The sequence below is a fragment of the Paenibacillus thiaminolyticus genome, from assembly GCF_003591545.1.
In the GTDB taxonomy this organism is placed as follows: domain Bacteria; phylum Bacillota; class Bacilli; order Paenibacillales; family Paenibacillaceae; genus Paenibacillus_B; species Paenibacillus_B thiaminolyticus_A.
On sequence record NZ_QYZD01000039.1, the window covers coordinates 10038 to 26371 of the forward strand.

The following is a 16334-nucleotide window of genomic DNA, read 5'->3' on the forward strand; positions in this document are numbered from 1 at the left end:
CGACGCTCCATTCTGCGCGTCCTGCCCTTCTACGGCGTTCGGCGGCTGACCCGCTCCCGGCATTGCCCCGCCGCCCGGGTTCGCCTGCCCGCCTCCGTCGGGATTCCCCGACGCTCCATTCTGCGCGTCCTGCCCTTCTACGGCGTTCGGCGGCTGACCCGCTTCAGGCATGGCTCCGCCGCCCGGGTTCGCCTGTCCGGCACCACCGGTATTCTCCGGCGCTCCGTTCTGCGCGTCCTGCCCTTCTACGGCGTTCGGCGGCTGACCCGCTTCAGGCATTGCGCCATTGCCGGGAGGAGCCCCCATGCCGCCCCGGCCCGGCATTCCTCCCTGGATGCCTTCGCCTTGATCATAGGAAGGGAGCGTGCCGTCCAGTTGCTGCTTCAGATTGCTGACCCGAGCCTCGGCAAAGGTAAGGAGGCCGGGAATATTTTTCACGTCGCTCGTGAGCGATTGCTTGAACTCTTCATACGTATAGAACTTCGTCGGATCCTGCTCGACATACGTATCGATCATATCCGCGATCTCTTGCGCCCTCGCCTTAAGCCGCTCCGGCGACAAGTATCCTTCGACAATCTGCTGAATGTATTGATGATACCGTTCCTTGTACGTGTCGTTCTGCAGGAGCTTGTCGACCAGCGGATAGTTCGAGACCGCGCCCATTGTCGGCTCATCCATCAGCATGCCGATCAGGCTATCCTGGCTCCCGCCGAATCCCCCGAAGGCCATATTCATATCCCAAGGAATGAGCGAGAACACGCCGTTCTCTTCATACAGGTAATAATTATGGTTGAAGTTCCCCTGGTAGCTGTCCATGTTGACGGTCGCCGCATTGACGGCCATATAGCGCAGAATGCCGTCGACATTAAGATATTTCTCGTAATCCGTCCCGTTGTTCAGCTCATCCAGCATCTTGATCGTAAGCTCGTCATCGGATGATTTTGATTTGCGATTGAGCCCGCTGTAGGAGGAGATATCGTCTCCGCGCCAGCTCAGGTCGCTGCCCTGCCCGTCCGGCTTGTACAAGACGCCATATGACGTCTCGAAGTTCCGGCTCAGGAACGATTCGTTAATTTGCTCAACGGCTAGAAATAATCCCGCTGGTTCGCCGTTGATCGATACGTTGGCGAAAGCGAATTCCGGCGTAGGAAGCCCCATCTCCTCCAACAATTCATACGTCAAGAATTCTCTGATGAACGATGGATCGCTATAGCCGTTGTTCAGGTTGATGCTGGTCACGCCGAGCAGGTTCTGGCTGTCGATATATTCATTAAGCAGCAGCTTGAGACTATACCGGTCCGTATCCGACGAAGCGACGCTTGTCAGGCTGGAATTCCCCTTCGTTCGAATGCCGATATTGTCCACTTCATAGCCATTGTATTGAACGGAGGCCGCCTTCACCTCCTTACCCATCGGTTGCTCTAACATAGCGCTGTAATCATCGGCATCGATAGTAATGTTCACCTCGATCACCTTGTCCTTCGGGAACAGCTCCTCCGGAAGCTTCACCACGTTCGAATCCGATGCCGTGCTGCATCCGGCGAGCAGCATCATCCAAACGAGCAGCGCTATCCCCAGGGGAACGAATGATCTTCGAATCACGTTCATCCACCTCCCGCGGTCATGATACATAGTCTCCGTTATAGCTGATCAGCACCGCATTTTTAACGCCATTAATTTCCGTGACGCGGTTCACGAACCGCGGCTCGCTATCGGCCAGTCTCAGTTCCAAGGTCAGCTCAATATTGCCGGACGTCACGGTCTTCTGCTTCACGTTATGTCTCTTCACAGACTTGGACATGCAGCCGTACAGTTCGGTTTCCGCCTGTTCGCCTTCGCAGTTGACGACGAGCAGATAAGGCGTCTCGAGCGATGTCTTCTTCGAGAACAGGAACAGCACAAGACCGATGACAATCGAGCCCACAATGGCCAACGTATAGAATCCGGCCCCGGTCACAATCCCGACCGAAAGAGACCAGAACAGGAAGATCAGATCGGTCGGATCCTTGATCGGCGTCCGGAACCGCACGATGCTCAACGCGCCAACCATCCCGAGCGACAAGATCAGGTTCGAGTTAATCGCCATAATAATGAGCGACGTAATCAACGATAGGCCAATCAGCGAAATATTGAAGCTTTTGGAGTAAAGCACCCCGCTGAATGTCCGCTTATACAGCATGTAAATAAATAGGCCGATCGCAAAAGCTATGGCCAGCGTAATCAACATTTGCACCACGCTGATATCGGATTGAAAATTTTTGAGAACACTGTTTTTTATCATATCGGAAAACGTTATTTTCGTCGTTGAATCCATTATTGATCCTCCCATATACTCGTCTTGATGAACTTCCTGCAGATCACATATTTGGATGCGGACTGCCGCTTCAAGCCTTCCAGCTGCAAGGCGGCTTGCACATACTCCGGGAGATATTCGTCATACTTCACTTCCATAATGACGAAGTTCTCATCAAGCGCCGGGATGACAGCCACATCCCGGCTTAACAGATCCGTGGCATTCAGTCCTGTCTTCAGCTGCTTATCGAACGTGATTCGGACATTGCCCGTCCAGGCGATGTATGCTTCTCTCACATAATCGACGATGACCTTCGGCCGGAGAAGCTGATGCTTCATCTCCCGGTGCATCTCATAAAGGAGCGGTCTCTCCGGCTGGTTGAGCGCCTCGATATCGCCCTCCATGATCGATTGGAGCAGGTCAGGCGACAGCTCTTCCTTCACCTTCGCAATATAATCGTCTCTTTTGATTTTCTTTTCCAATTGAATCCGATTGCCTTGCAGGTTATAGATACGGATCCGCCACTTCTCCCGATTTTGTATGCCGCCCAGCTTGTCATGAAGGGCTTTATTGTTGATATCGTCGAAGTACAGGCTCCGAATATGATATTCACCCGACGGCCCGGCATGCGGATCCGTCTTCATCAGGTTCTTCAGCCGCTGCCGGATGACCATGTATTGATGCGCGTTGGCGTAGAACTTCTGCTCTTGGCGGTATTTCAATGCAGTTCCCACTTCCTTCACCTCCTTGTTTGTCTGTATAGGGCAAGTATAGAGAGGCCGTTTGAATTTCTTGTGAAGGGAACATGAATTTTACGAGAAAGATAAAAAAGACCCGGATATCCGAGTCTTTCACATAAAATGGATGTCGAACCGCACGCCTTCCGGTACATTGCGAATTTGATAGCGCAGTCCATGCATATCAAGTATTTTCTGGACAATATACAAGCCGAGGCCGCTGCCTCCGGTTTTGCGGTTTCTTGATTTTTCTACCCGGTAAAAAGGCTCGAAGATGCGCTCAAGCTTGGAGGGCTCAATATGCGCCCCGGTATTCAATATACTCAGCAGCAGGCCATCCCTGCCGCTCCGCCGCAGTGAGACGCCAACCGTCTCTCCATCCGCGGAATATTTGACCGCATTGCTTAACAGATTGGCTACCGCCCGAGAGATAAGCTTCTCATCCGCTTGAATATACAGATCCGGCTCGATGTCGATATCGAATTCCAGTTGCTTGATGTCACGGAAATAGAGGAACTGGTCCAGGCTGCGCTGAATCAGGGCCGACAAATGAACCTTGCCGATCCGCGGCTTGAAATCAAAGCTTTCCAACTCGGAAATGTTCAAAATCTCGTGAACAAGCTTCTCCATCTCCTTCATAATCTCATACGACTGCTGCAAATATTTATCCCGATCCCTGTACGAGCCGATCTGATGCAGCATCCCCTCCAGCTGGCCGGATACGGCGGTGATAGGCGTCTTCAATTCATGAGAGATCGTGGCGACGAATTCGCGTCGCTTCTGCTCCTCCTCCCGCTCCTTCTGAATATCATCTCGCAGCTTCTCATTGGCTTGCTTCAGCTCGCTCATGCTCGTCTGCAGATTGCCGGCGAGAATGTTCAGATTGGAGGACAGCTCGCCCAGCTCGTCATTAGAACGAATGGTGGACGGCAAGGTGAAATCAAGCTGCGCCATTTTGGAAGCCACCTGGTTCAGATGGATCAGCGGCTTCGAGAGCAGCTTCGAATAGATCGCCGCGCCAATCATCGCAATGCCGAGGATGACAACGGACATATAGGGCAGGAACATCAGAATGACCTGGGATGCTTCATCGATCGGCTGAACGGGAGAGTAGACGGACAGCTTATAGTCCCATGTCTGATCGGCGAACTGCACCGTCTCCTCAAGCGAAATAAAGTTCGTCCCGCCGCCATCCTTGCCGCCGTGCCCCCCGGGCTGGTACGGACCGTCCGGACGGAAGGGGTCTGCCCCGGGCGGCTTAGGCCCGCGCATCAATTCATCAATGTACGCCGGATCCATCGGGTATGCCACCTGTCCCGCCGGATCGTGCAGTACGACGCGCACGTTGTTGGCGAATTCGAATTGAAGCAGCAGATCGGCCGCCTCTTCCGCATTCACGGCATACAAGCTCTCGATCAGGGACTGGACCTTGCTGCTCACGTTCGCTTCCTTATACTTATAGTAATAATTGGGCAGGAGGAAAAAGAGGGTCAAATAAAGTATGAGCGCGGATATGATTAGCAATGCCGACGTGATGCCGAAAATTTTGAAGGCGATTGCCCGCTTCCTCATCCGTTCTCCCTCTCCATCATATAGCCCAGCCCTTTCACCGTCTTAATATAGGGCAGCCCGATTTTTTTGCGAATGTTCTTAATATGCGCATCCACGATTCGGCTGTCGCCGTAATAATCATAGCCCCATATTCGCTCCAGCAGCATCTCCCTCGTCATCACGCGGCCGATGTTCTCCAGGAGCGCCTGCAAGATTTCGAATTCCTTCATCGTCATATCGATCCATTCCTCATCGACATGCACTTTATAGCTGTTCAAATCGATGCGCAGCCGTTCGAACGTCATTTCGTTGACCGGAAGCGCCGGATTCCCGTTCTTCGATCTTCTTAGCACTGCCTCGACACGCTTGACCAGCACGTTGAAGGAGAAGGGCTTGGAAATATAATCGTCCGCCTCCAGCTCGAACGCCTTCAGTTGATCCTTCTCTTCACTTAATGCGGTCAGCATAATAATCGGAACCGTAGATTGGGAGCTGCGGAGCATGCGGCAGAGCGAGAAGCCGTCGATGTTCGGAAGCATCACGTCCAGAATCACGAGATCGTAGACGGTCCACTCCATCATCTGCCAAGCCTCCAAGCCGTTGTCCGCAACATCGACCTGATAGGAATGGGCTGTGAGAAATTCCTTGATCAATTCCTGAATATATCCGTCATCCTCAACGACAAGAATGTGATATGACATGGCGTGTACCTTCTTTCTGCATGCTAGTGGCGGCTGCAACCTGCATGGTCCGATGCGCGCCGCCGGATCGCTTCCATTATACGATCGCAATGTGAAATTCAGATGAATTATTGGCGGGAATTGGACTCATTCCTTCTTATTATTTCCCCGGCAACCGCAGAAATTGACAGGAGATTCACAGCCATGACAGCATTCAGCCGACATGATGATCCAGCCCATGACAAAAAAAGCAAGACCGGTGCTTCTTCCGGTCTTGCTATGGTAAAAAATCACGCAATGCGCAAAAAAACAGACCCGGCATCAAGCCGGGCCTGTATCTGAGGCAAGCATAATCTTATGAATCTGTTGGCTTTTCCGCAATCCGGTAACAGCATTTGACATCCCCGTCCGCCATGCACTCCAATCGCTCCACCTGGGCATCCAGCACTTCCTGGAACAAGCTCAGTTCGCACTGGCATGCCTGGCGGTACCGGCACGCTATGCGGGCAATGGGGCAATTCGCTTCCTCGAACAGGAACGAACCGTCATCCAGCTTGTCGACCGTGACCATATATCCTTCCCGGTTCTGGATGGCGGCCAGCCCGGCAACCCGTTGCTCCAAGCTGCCTCCGGACATCGCAGCGCGGTGCTTCTGCTCCAACTTCTCCTGCCTTCGCTCGAACAACTCGCGGATGACGGATTCCCCGAACATCTCATTCATCTCGTCAAGCAAATCAGCGGCCAGCGCATCGTATTGATTCGGGAACAATGCCTCGGCGGAGAGCGTAAGCCGGTATACGTGAATCGGCCTGCCGATAGGCTGGCGCTGCACGGCAGCCTCAATGAACCGCTCTTCCTGCAGCGCATAGAGATGCTTCCGAATGGCCATCTCCGTTAACCCGAGGCGCTGGGATATGTCCTGGACCCGGATCGAGCCATGCTTCTTCAACAGCAGCAATATTTTCCGTCTCGTCTTCTGTTCCCGTTCAGGAGCTTGATGTTGTCGCATCGCTTTCTCCCTTCTGCAGGCGGCATTAGCGAACAGCTTCGTTATACCGGCGGTTCACTTCCTCCCAGTTGACGACGTTCCACCAGGAAGATACGAAGTCCGGCCGTCTGTTCTGATACTGCAAATAATAGGCATGCTCCCATACATCGACGACCAGAGTCGGGGTCTTGTTGTCTGCTAGCGGCGTATCCTGATTCGGCGTGCTCATCACTTCCAGCTTGTCTCCATTGACGACGAGCCAGCCCCATCCCGAACCGAAGCGGCTGAGCGCAGCTTTGGTCAAATCTTCCTTCAATTGCTCAAAACAGCCGAAGTGCTTCTCAATTCCCTTGGCTATATCCCCCCTAGGATCTCCTCCGCCCGTAGGGCTCATGATGGACCAGTAAAGGCTATGGCCATAATGCCCTCCTCCGTGATTGCGGACAGCGGTTCGTATGACTTCCGGGATATCGTCAAGATGGCTGATTAATTGTTCGACCGCGGCGTTCTTGAATTGAGGGGAACTGCTCAGCGCCTGGTTCAAGTTCGCGACATAGGCTGCATGATGCTTCTTATGGTGAATTTCCATGGTTCTGGCATCAAGGTAAGGCTCCAGTTCATCGTATCCATAGGACAGTTCCGGCAGAGTGAATGGTTCCATCCGCTTCGTCTCCTTTCCCTAATTAACAGAATTCACCTCTGATTATATAGCAAGGGAAATATTTTGTATACATCTAAATATTTTTACCCTGTGCAACTTTTGAGGCAAGAGCCTTCCTGGAAGTGACTTCATTGTCATTCCGGGCACGCGGGCAGCGGCAGATTATCGTGATGATTCCTGCCGCTTCACCCATCTCGGGATATGCGCTTCGAAGTATGTCGCAATTTTCCGCGCCTCCGTCAGGACCAGCTTGATACCGGCTTCCTCCTTGAACCAGTCGGTTCTGTTCACGCGCGTGCCGTCTTGCTGGACACAGAACTGGACCGTCGGGGGAAAGACAGCCTGATACGTCATGAGCGCTCTTCTCGAGAAATACGCTTTGCACACGAGGATGGCCCGGTTCACCTCCAGCTTGCGCTCCTGAATCACGCTCCAGGAATTTCGCGCATTGTCGAACGTATTTTTTGCCTTCTCTTCCCGTAGGATGGCATGCTCGGGAACCCCTAGCGAGAGGCCAATCTGCTGCAGATGCTCCCACTCGGTCCGATCCAGCTTCGGATTATAACCTCCGGACGGCAGCAAGTAAGGAGCATACCCCTCGTGATACAATTGCGCGGCGATCGCCATCGGCTGCGTATGGCTGCCCCCCGGAACCAGTATGATATCTGCAGGCCGGGGCTCTTCTTCCGGAACGAATACAAGCTCGGTGAGACAATCAAACGGATAGGTCAACCTGCGTCACCTCCTGTAAGATCATTTCAATATTGAACGCCATAGGAACGGAAGGCAAAGAGACAGAGCAAATACATTAGATTAGTAGCGCCGAACAACGAAAAAACACCCGGATTCAGCATCATTTACATGCTGTACGGGAAACTCCAGACGAAGGCGATAAGCATCAGCGAGCAGCACCCATAGAATGATAGAAAGCTCACATGCTCCATAGCCTATCCTCTGCGCCCTAGCAATACTAATCTTATTCATCTTATTCATCACTCGATTCATCGGGATACGGATGCGTATCCTCCTTGAAGTATTTTTATTGTCCGCAACATCGCTTGATTCCATCATAGAAAATATTGGCGGCAAGAACAAGTCCGATGGAGTAAACGGATGACCCGAGCGCAGCAAGTGCCACGATCAATGCAAAGCCCCGACCGAAAATTGACTCTGTCGGGGCAAGATTTGAAAGAAACGATATTCCCGCTTAATGCCCTAAGGGCTCAATGCCGCTCATCGTGCTGGAGATCCCAAGGATGCAGACTCCCTGCCTCCCTATACTTCTGCTCCATTTCTTCCACGACACTTTGAATGAACAGAAACGGAATCAACCCGATCCCCATTACACCATAGCCGAGCCACTTCAATACAGTCATCATCTACTCCATCTCCTTCCTGCACGGCACCAACCGGAATCCCCTGTCAACGATTCCTCTTCCCGCCGCTTTCACTTCGGATTTGCTTTGTTCTTTACCTTATTCAACTGTTGAGAAAAGGTGCTATCCAGCCATCAATCCGTTGAGGAAATATCAACAGAAGATGTACCAATGCGTGAGCCTGCCCCTATTCACCGTGAGGGACAGGATGCATCTGTTTCATTTTCTTCAACAAAATTTTGAGCAGGCAAGCACATTTTGCAGCAATGTGAATTATAATGCTCATAACTGGATGGAAACGGCTGGGGGGTGTTGTGGAACATAAAGTAAAAGCTATTTTCGACCGATACAGGAAAGGCGTGGTGAGATGAGAACGTAAAGCAAGCTTTGCTTTGATGATGACTACATGAAAAAGGAGCTGACAAAATGACATCATGGCTTATGATCGCGGCGTTAACCTTTTCGTCGAGCATCGATAATTTGGGAGTCGGCTTGTCCTATGGCGTGCGGAATATTCGCATCAATTTTCTTTCGAATCTCTTTATTGCAGTAATCTGTTTTCTTTTTAGCATGTGCGGAATCTATTTCGGGATGTTCATTGCCACCGTGCTGCCCGGCATCCTTCCGCTCGTACTCGGCGCCTTCCTGCTCGTGGTGATCGGACTGCGCATTATATTAATGGCCGTTCCGCGTAAGAACCAAAATCCAAACACCCCCTCGGAAGCAGCCAGTCCCAAAAGCATTGGCTTCGTTGAATCCACGGTGCTCGGCATCGCCTTGTCAGCCAATGCGTTGACCAATGGTATCGGAGCTGGTCTGCTCGGATTTTCCCCGCTATTAATCTCGATATTGGCGGCGGTCGGCAGCTTCGTTACGGTATGGGCCGGGGTGGCCTTCGGCCTCAGGCTGACGCATGTCCGCATCGGCAAATTTACTGTCGGGCAGTTCGGGACCTTGATTAGCGGGATACTGTTATTGCTTGTGGCCTTTGGCGCGTTTCTAGACTAGCAATCTCCCGATAGACATAGACAGCGTGTTCCTGCGGGCGGATGCCCGCTTTCCTGCTTCAATTTCAATAAAAAAGCCAAAGGCTTTGCGTAACCAATGCCTTTGGCTCTTACTTGGATCTGCCTTAAAATTGAACTTTTTGCCCCGTTTTCCCAGACTGGTAAATACCGGCAACCATTTTCTGCGTCTTCAATGCCTCTTCCCCGGTAATATGCAGCAGAGCGCCGTTGACGACCGCATCATAGAAATTCCCGATTTGATGAATATGGCTAATGCCCCAATACGATTTGACCCCTTCGCCATAATCGATCAGGCTGGTGCGATCCGAATCGCGGCTGATTTCCGTGCCGTCGTCATAGAAAATGCTGCCTTTCTCAGCCCGGATATACGCTTTCCCCTTCTCACAATGCAGTTCAATCTCGACAGGAGCATCGTAGCTGTGATAGTTCATGGCGTAGAAGGAGGCCATGACCCCGCTTGTAAACTGGATCACTCCGTCAGCCACGTCTTCCACGTCAATCTTTTCGTGCGTACGGTTCTCTATATGAGCGGAAATGGCCGCAATATCGTCGCCAATGAACCATCTCATCAAGTCGAGCGTGTGAATAGCCTGGTCAATGATGACCCCGCCGCCTTCCTTATCCCAGGTGCCCTTCCAATCGCTTAAGCTGTAATACTCGTCCGTTCGCTTCCATGTGACCGAGCAGCGGGCTCCCAGGACACGGCCCAGCTTGCCGCTGTCCAGCGCTTCCTTAATCAGCACCGAGCCGGGATTGTAGCGGTTTTGGAAGATAACACCAAACGTAACGTTGTTGCTGCGGCATGCTTCAATCATCGCTTCCGCATCTTCCACGGTAATGCTCATCGGCTTTTCCGTGATCACATGCTTGCCTTTCTCGGCCGCATAAATTACGACAGGTGCATGCATATGATGCGGCGTGCATACATGAACAACGTCCAGACCCGCTTCATCAATCATTTGTTTATAGTCCAAATAATAGTCACAGTTGTATTGCTTCGCTGCTTTTTTCGCCCGATCCTCTTTGAGATCGCATACAGCCACTACTTCCGCAAGATCATTTAACTCTACAGACTTGGCATGCATCGGAAAAATATTACCGCAACCAACGATGCCAACACGTTTTTTTGTCATGAATCGTCCCTCCATCCTTGTATCGCATTCGACGAGAACGCTTGCAACCAGATGATTCACCTCTATCATATCTCGGCATGGCGGAACTGCCCATGAATGATATCGGTATTACCTGAACTATTTTGCTGCAATTTGAAGCTTGCGCTCCTCCCTTCAGCATTATCCATGTTTCGTCTTGCGATACCTTTGGATGACTTATGAATCAAGATCTCGCAGAAATTCAAAGCATCCCGGATGACATCCTCATCCCTCTGTTCGTTTATGTAATTTTTTCTCATAGATGAGTATCTCTTTGTTGTTGCCGTTTGTTTTCGAGTCGATCCTCTTGAAGCCATGCCGCATCCAGAAAAGATGGGCCCGCGTATTTTTCGTAATGACTCCGATTCTATACTTGCCGATGCCCTGGCTCTCCATATGCTCTTCAAATAGCTGCACGGCCTGTGCGCCGTAACCCTGCGATTGCAGCTCGCCGCTTATCAGCAGGAGCCCCAACCATGTGCACTGATCGGCTGGATTCATCGGTAAATATTCCAGGATGCCAATATAGTTCGCATCATCTTTTACTAGCATCCGCTGAGCGCCGATGCGATGAGCCTGCTGAATATCAGCAAGCACTTCTTCCCTGGATATGATCTCTTTATTTCTGGATACCAGATTAAATAAAGGGTTGGAGTTGATTATTGCTTCTTCGACATCGACTAGCTTCGCCGATGTTTTCTCGAACGATAACATGGTCTTCATCCTTTCGAATGCGTGCTGCATATCATATCTGTCAGTTCATCGCCGGATAAAAAACCAAGACTTGAGTACAGCTTCTCCGCCGCATTGCCGGACGTGACAAATAAGCGCAGTACGAAATAAGTATCATTCAACTCGTGAACCGCTCTGCGTAACATATACTTGCCCAGTCCCCGCCCCCGATAGGCAGGCTTGACGGCAATCTCGTAAATGAGCGGGAGCTCTTCCCACAAAGATACAAGGCAAAGGCCAACGATCTCATTCGACTCCCTGTCGATGAGTATGGACGAAGCTGCTTGCAGCGCCTCCTGCGCAACATGCTTGAAATAATATTCGATATCTTCCTTATATTGAGCATCCGAGCGTTCATCTGTTCCGTGCCGGTAGGCCTCCTTCATCAGCTCGGCCAGCATCATGCTCTGGCTGGGATGCGGCGGAATGCACAGGTACGGGCTTGCTAGCGCGAGGTCCTGCTGCTCCGTAGGCCGGATCATGCATTTTCTGGCCGGAAGCGGCTGGAAGCCTTCGGCTGTGAAGGCGGAGAGGTGCTCGGGAAGCACGTTATAAGCATAAATAGATCCGGAGACTGAAGAGCGGCCGATGATATGTTCCTTGAGAAAAGGGACCATCGAAGACGACCATTCGTATGGCGGGAACATGAACAAGGAGCAGATAGCTTTATCGGTCAACGTAACCCCGGCCATCCTGGCCCCATCGGCAATGATCCAATAGCAATCCGTCGCCTCCTTCATCATCTGCTGCAACGAGTCCCAGCTCGGTCTGAACCATGCATTTTTCCGATAGGTTGCGAACTGTTTAGAGTATATTCCAGCGTCGGCAGCGATTAGCTTGTACCTCGTCGTATCCATGGGCTGTGTCATACCATCACCATCTTTTCGTGTCGTGTTTTATCCTGCTTTGTTCCCCACTGCGATCCAGCGGCCATCCGCATCCTCGAAGACGAATTCATGATTGTTGTAGTCCGTCGTTGCCAATGGGCGAATGATCTTAATTCCTTTGCCAGCCAGCTCGCGTTCCAACTCCAGTTGGTCATAGTCTACGAAATAGGCGTCATATCCATAGCCGTGAACGATTCGATTGGGGACGACAGCATCATGTTGCGATTGCGTCAACACGATCTCGATAGCATCTCTGTACAAACATACATGGGGCTCTGACGACTCGAGGTAATACACCGCTCTGAAGCCGGCATGCTCATAAAAGGCCGCTGTCTTCGCCATATCCGGTGTCGGAAAAATTTGCAGGCAATGCGAAAAGCCTCTGCTCATTATAATCTCCTCCTTTCTTGATTCAGTTCCTCCAGCTTACGGTTCATATCGACTATCGAATGCTGTATGTGCTCCATTCTTCTCAATGCAGCGTATTGATTTCCTATGATTCCGGCAAGTCCCACGATCAGAATAATCACAATCAAAGTCGTCATGAGAACTCCCCCTTCTATTATCTCGGAACGCAAGGGCCATTTCCTAAAGCGCAGACTTCTTACAACCGTCGTTTCTACATAGCGCAGCCATGTTTATGCTTCCTCCAATATACGTGCTGTTTGGCCTAAAAAACAATCTTCGAAGCAGCTGCAAATGTAATCCATCCGATCCCGCTGACGAGCACTTTTACCGGATAGAATTGCGCTTGCTTCTGATTCGAGAAATACCATTCTCGATCTGTCTTGGCGACGATGAACAGCCCATGCTCATCTCCAACCGGCGTAAGGCCTTCATCATCCGCTCTCCAGTTCGGCACGCCCATGTCATTCAACGCCCTGACAAAGGGGAATACCTCATTGGCAACAACTCCGACTTCACTGACGCCATGGATATCGCCGCTGCCGAACGGGTGCGAGATCGCGTTGGATAAATTATGCCGGGCGATGAATTCGACGATATTGCCGGAAGGATCTTCAAAATAGACGGAGTGGGCATTCCAGGAGGTGAAAAAGACTTCATCCTCCCCGTCTTCTTCGATTAAAGCTACTCGTGCTTGAAGCCAGCTTTTGGCTTCGCTGAATTTATTTTCTGGAATGTTCATGGCAAAATGATAAAATGGGCGGGCAAACGCTGTTGTCGTCTGAAACGTTATCTGGGCAGCCCCCGCCTGTATAGTGAAGGAATCGTCCCGCTCCTCTACAATTTCAAGCTCCAGCACATCGCGATAGAATGATTTCGTTGCCAACGGATTGTCCGTCAAAAAGATGACGCGCTCCATAATCATTCCCTTTCCCCTCCTATCGAATGGCTTATTCCGGCCTGATCGGCCAAGCCTTGTAACATCCGTTCATTCACGAACCCAATTATTTCACTCCTCTACACAACGGGCACCCCGCTATCGGATCATCCCATGTGCTGAAGTGGAAGGTCAAAGCTGATTTCAAGAATCTCCTGCATGACGATGTATATATCTGATTATATGATAACAAATGGATAAAGCTTAAAATAGTAATAAAAAGAGCAAGACAAGAACTCCTATCGTTCCTTACCTTGCTCAACTCGAAGATATTTGCTGCAATCATTGGCTCCCAGACCGAATTTTCTCCTTTCAGCGAGCCGCAGAGGAACGGTCCGCTAAATACCGAATAATATCGCCACGGCTGATCATTCCTGCCAGTACCCCGTTCCTTTCCACGATGACTTTTTGGACCCATTTATTGCAAAATAACGTGGCCACCTCTTCAATTTTGGAGTCTACTGGCACCGTTGTCACATCGCGCACAGCAATTTCCATGACATTGCGGCCGACCAAGCGCTGCCATTTCGATCCCATGGCTTCCTCATCGATATATACGGGCAGAGGCATATACATCTGAAACATCCAAAAATTAATATCAAACTTACGAATATACTGCATCACGTCGCGTTGGCTGATTAACCCAGAAATCTCGTTACGCTCGTTAACAACGGGCAGAGCGCTAACCCGATAAGCAGCAAACCGCTCGATTGCTTGTTCGACCGTATCGGTTTCCTTCACTTTGATGACCCGCCGAACCATAATATCGGAAGCGAACATAGCCAACTCCTACTCCCTTCTATCCCTCTACACCTTCTGTCAGTTTCTGTTCATAATACTCAACCAAGTCTCGCGAGAACTCCTTGATGCAATCCAACTGTTCCGGCGTGTATCGATCAAGAAACCGGAGAAAGCAATTCTGCTCCACCTGGTGCAGATGCTCGTGCAGGTCGAAGAGTCTCCGGCCTCTGGGAGTCAAGCGAAAATATACTTCTTTTTTGTTATCATTGAGCTGCGTGCGCTTGACGAATCCCTCGTCGAACAGCTTCGACGTCATCTTCGTAATGCTTGCCTTCGACAGCTCCATCTTGTCTGCAATCGATGTCGTATTGATGGGCTCATACCTGCCGATGCAATCAATGACGTGAATCATGCTGAAGTTGTATGACCCTTCCCTTAACCCCTCTTCTAATGCTTTCTTGCGAAATGCTGCAATTTCCCAGCTCTCTTCTTGCTCGAGCAAATGCATCATTTTCCAGCGAAGCTCATAAATTTGCTTTTTTACTTGATTGAAATGCTCCATTTCTGCAAGTGCCCCCTTTCCCTTTAACCCGTTCTATCGATGACGAAGTCATTTTATTTACTTAGGTAACAAAATGGGCTGCAGTCAATAAACTTGGACGACATCCCGAATTCCTTCAACACTGTATGCATACAAGTAAACAGCACACCTGCATCATTTACACTGCAAACAAAATTATTATAACCTAAATGATAATGATTATCAATATCACGGGTAAAAAAGCCCTCTATTTTCCATGGAGAAAATAAAAGGGCCAATTATTCGTTCGATCAACAGCCGGCGAATGTGAACGTCCGTTATATATTAAATCGTCGATGCCGCGGCTTCCGGAATGCTGCTCATATACTTCATGATATACTCTATCCTTGCCGCTTCATCGTATTCGATGCTCGGATCGATCGGTGTCGTTATTTGCTCGCTCAACGAATCACCTACAAAAATACAATGGTGATTATAGCATTGCTCATCATGCAGCATCTGTTCGAGACAACTCCGAATATTGGAGGCAACCCCGGCGTTGTCGGGATGCATAATCCATCGGATCTCTTTCCAATCCAATATCCCTTCCGCTGTCTTGACTGGTGTCGGGTACCGATGCTCTTCCGGAATAGAAGCCAAATAGAGATAGAGCCCGCCAAAATCTCTTCTCTCCCCGGTAGTCCATGTCATTAAGCCCTTAAAAGTAATATCAGGAGCTTCGAGCCCTGTTTCTTCCCTGATTTCCCGCAGCATGGAGGCCCTTGGCGGTTCACCCTCCTCAATCTTCCCTCCGACTCCGTTCCAACAGCCCATCCAAGCCGGGTTCTCGCGGTTTAACAGCAATATTTTGCTGCCTTGCTTGATTATGCATAAAGTGTATTTCAGCATGCCTTCTCCTCGCTATTTCCTTGACTTACTTGACTTGGCCATAGCCTATTATTCTATTATCCCCTACGATGAGCCGTCACTCAATAGAAGTGAAACAAAAGCAAGCCATCATTGCGAAAAATGATAGCTTGCCTCTCAGCGAAGTGTGCATCCTACAGATCAGTTATTGCCCAACATTTCCGGCAGCTTGCCCAGCAGCCATAAGCGGGTGAAGGCATCCGAGTCTGACTCTTGAATGTATAGCCGGTACACATGTCCGTCTTTTACCGCAGGCAGTCCCTTCCAAATCGGACTTCTTTCTCATCCACACTGCCGATGATAATGATATCGGGGTTTAGGGAGGTGACTTTTTCCAGATTGATCGGAAACCCTACATTCTCAATCTGCGAGGCTTCCTTCTCATATCTTCGTCCTTCCAGATGATCTCCGAAAATGCCGACCATCGGAATTCCCAGTTCAATCAGATCTCCCGTCGTCTCCCCTGCAAATATTACATTAGTCATGGATGCCGGCAATTCAATGGTGTGTCCTTTGTAATCCGTATAGGTTCGAGGCGAAGCCTGTTCCGTTCCCTGTTCCTTGCCTCCGGTCCGATTCGAATTGGCCGTATCGGCCGATGCTGCTTTATCTGGTCCCGTTGCAGCCAGACCTGCATTTTGATTGTCGTTCGCACACCCGAGCAGCATCATGATCATGACAGCCGCCAAGACCGTCGCCGCCACAGTTTTCCTTCCCCGC

21 protein-coding genes are annotated in these 16334 nt (G+C 50.5%); 2 read left to right on the plus strand and 19 right to left on the minus strand.

All coding sequences use genetic code 11. The features are described 5' to 3' along the window. The 5 genes from DQX05_RS26020 to DQX05_RS26040 all read right to left on the minus strand — a co-directional run. Positions 1-1608, minus strand: a 1608-nt coding sequence (locus tag DQX05_RS26020) for a CotH kinase family protein (RefSeq protein WP_119796258.1), incomplete at its 3' end; no start/stop codon positions are given. A 13-nt stretch (positions 1609-1621) separates the two neighbouring features. After that, entirely contained in the window at positions 1622-2314 is a 693-nt protein-coding gene (locus DQX05_RS26025) for a DUF4956 domain-containing protein (RefSeq protein WP_119796225.1), read from the minus strand. Then, positions 2314-3027, minus strand: a complete 714-nt coding sequence (locus DQX05_RS26030; RefSeq protein ID WP_119796226.1) for a polyphosphate polymerase domain-containing protein — start codon at positions 3025-3027, stop codon at positions 2314-2316. Before DQX05_RS26030 ends, DQX05_RS26025 begins: the two co-directional genes overlap by 1 nt. Positions 3028-3144: 117 nt before the next feature. Continuing rightward, a complete protein-coding gene (locus DQX05_RS26035) occupies positions 3145-4602 on the minus strand; it encodes a sensor histidine kinase (RefSeq protein ID WP_119796227.1) in 1458 nt (485 codons plus the stop codon). After that, the gene (locus DQX05_RS26040) at positions 4599-5282 is read right to left on the minus strand and encodes a response regulator transcription factor (RefSeq protein ID WP_119796228.1); all 684 of its coding nucleotides are present in this window, start codon (positions 5280-5282) and stop codon (positions 4599-4601) included. The genes DQX05_RS26035 and DQX05_RS26040 overlap by 4 nt, the downstream gene beginning before the upstream one ends. A gap of 183 nt (positions 5283-5465) precedes the next feature. On the opposite strand from DQX05_RS26040, the gene DQX05_RS31130 reads away from it, so the two are divergent. After that, on the plus strand, positions 5466-5603 hold the full coding sequence (locus DQX05_RS31130) for a hypothetical protein (protein ID WP_182914908.1): 138 nt from the start codon (positions 5466-5468) through the stop codon (positions 5601-5603). Positions 5604-5616: 13 nt separating this feature from the next. Here the strand turns inward: DQX05_RS31130 and DQX05_RS26045 are convergent, their stop codons facing one another. The 4 genes from DQX05_RS26045 to DQX05_RS31135 all read right to left on the minus strand — a co-directional run bounded on the left by DQX05_RS26045 (position 5617) and on the right by DQX05_RS31135 (position 8289). Further along, entirely contained in the window at positions 5617-6270 is a 654-nt protein-coding gene (locus tag DQX05_RS26045) for a helix-turn-helix transcriptional regulator (protein ID WP_119796229.1), read from the minus strand. 25 nt (positions 6271-6295) lie between these two features. Continuing rightward, positions 6296-6910 carry a superoxide dismutase gene (locus DQX05_RS26050; protein WP_119796230.1) on the minus strand — a complete coding sequence of 205 codons (615 nt, stop codon included), beginning with the start codon at positions 6908-6910 and terminating at the stop codon, positions 6296-6298. Positions 6911-7072: 162 nt separating this feature from the next. Beyond that, the gene (locus DQX05_RS26055; protein WP_119796231.1) at positions 7073-7642 is read right to left on the minus strand and encodes a YdcF family protein; all 570 of its coding nucleotides are present in this window, start codon (positions 7640-7642) and stop codon (positions 7073-7075) included. Positions 7643-8133: 491 nt separating this feature from the next. Further along, positions 8134-8289 carry a hypothetical protein gene (locus DQX05_RS31135; protein WP_182914909.1) on the minus strand — a complete coding sequence of 52 codons (156 nt, stop codon included), beginning with the start codon at positions 8287-8289 and terminating at the stop codon, positions 8134-8136. 423 nt (positions 8290-8712) lie between these two features. Here DQX05_RS31135 and DQX05_RS26065 point away from each other — a divergent pair, with 423 nt between their 5' ends. Further along, positions 8713-9294, plus strand: coding sequence for a manganese efflux pump (locus tag DQX05_RS26065; RefSeq protein WP_119796233.1), 582 nt, complete (start codon positions 8713-8715; stop codon positions 9292-9294). A gap of 124 nt (positions 9295-9418) precedes the next feature. Here the strand turns inward: DQX05_RS26065 and DQX05_RS26070 are convergent, their stop codons facing one another. The 10 genes from DQX05_RS26070 to DQX05_RS26115 form a co-directional block, all read right to left on the minus strand. Next, on the minus strand, positions 9419-10447 hold the full coding sequence (locus DQX05_RS26070; protein ID WP_119796234.1) for a Gfo/Idh/MocA family protein: 1029 nt from the start codon (positions 10445-10447) through the stop codon (positions 9419-9421). A 243-nt stretch (positions 10448-10690) separates the two neighbouring features. After that, positions 10691-11179: a GNAT family N-acetyltransferase gene (locus DQX05_RS26075; RefSeq protein WP_119796235.1), complete on the minus strand. Its 489-nt coding sequence runs from the start codon at positions 11177-11179 to the stop codon at positions 10691-10693. A gap of 5 nt (positions 11180-11184) precedes the next feature. Beyond that, on the minus strand, positions 11185-12066 hold the full coding sequence (locus DQX05_RS26080) for a GNAT family N-acetyltransferase (RefSeq protein ID WP_119796236.1): 882 nt from the start codon (positions 12064-12066) through the stop codon (positions 11185-11187). Between the two features lie 27 nt (positions 12067-12093). Continuing rightward, positions 12094-12474, minus strand: coding sequence for a VOC family protein (locus DQX05_RS26085; protein ID WP_119796237.1), 381 nt, complete (start codon positions 12472-12474; stop codon positions 12094-12096). Continuing rightward, the gene (locus tag DQX05_RS31140; protein WP_182914910.1) at positions 12474-12629 is read right to left on the minus strand and encodes a hypothetical protein; all 156 of its coding nucleotides are present in this window, start codon (positions 12627-12629) and stop codon (positions 12474-12476) included. Before DQX05_RS31140 ends, DQX05_RS26085 begins: the two co-directional genes overlap by 1 nt. 125 nt (positions 12630-12754) lie before the next feature. Beyond that, the gene (locus DQX05_RS26090) at positions 12755-13414 is read right to left on the minus strand and encodes a VOC family protein (RefSeq protein ID WP_119796238.1); all 660 of its coding nucleotides are present in this window, start codon (positions 13412-13414) and stop codon (positions 12755-12757) included. Between the two features lie 324 nt (positions 13415-13738). Further along, positions 13739-14206: a CBS domain-containing protein gene (locus DQX05_RS26095; protein WP_119796239.1), complete on the minus strand. Its 468-nt coding sequence runs from the start codon at positions 14204-14206 to the stop codon at positions 13739-13741. A gap of 19 nt (positions 14207-14225) precedes the next feature. Beyond that, positions 14226-14729 carry a MarR family transcriptional regulator gene (locus DQX05_RS26100; RefSeq protein ID WP_119796240.1) on the minus strand — a complete coding sequence of 168 codons (504 nt, stop codon included), beginning with the start codon at positions 14727-14729 and terminating at the stop codon, positions 14226-14228. A gap of 303 nt (positions 14730-15032) precedes the next feature. Continuing rightward, a complete protein-coding gene (locus DQX05_RS26105; RefSeq protein WP_119796241.1) occupies positions 15033-15596 on the minus strand; it encodes an NUDIX hydrolase in 564 nt (187 codons plus the stop codon). Between the two features lie 263 nt (positions 15597-15859). Then, complete coding sequence (locus DQX05_RS26115) at positions 15860-16318, minus strand: substrate-binding domain-containing protein (protein WP_119796242.1); 459 nt, start codon at positions 16316-16318, stop codon at positions 15860-15862. Positions 16319-16334 lie beyond the last annotated feature (16 nt).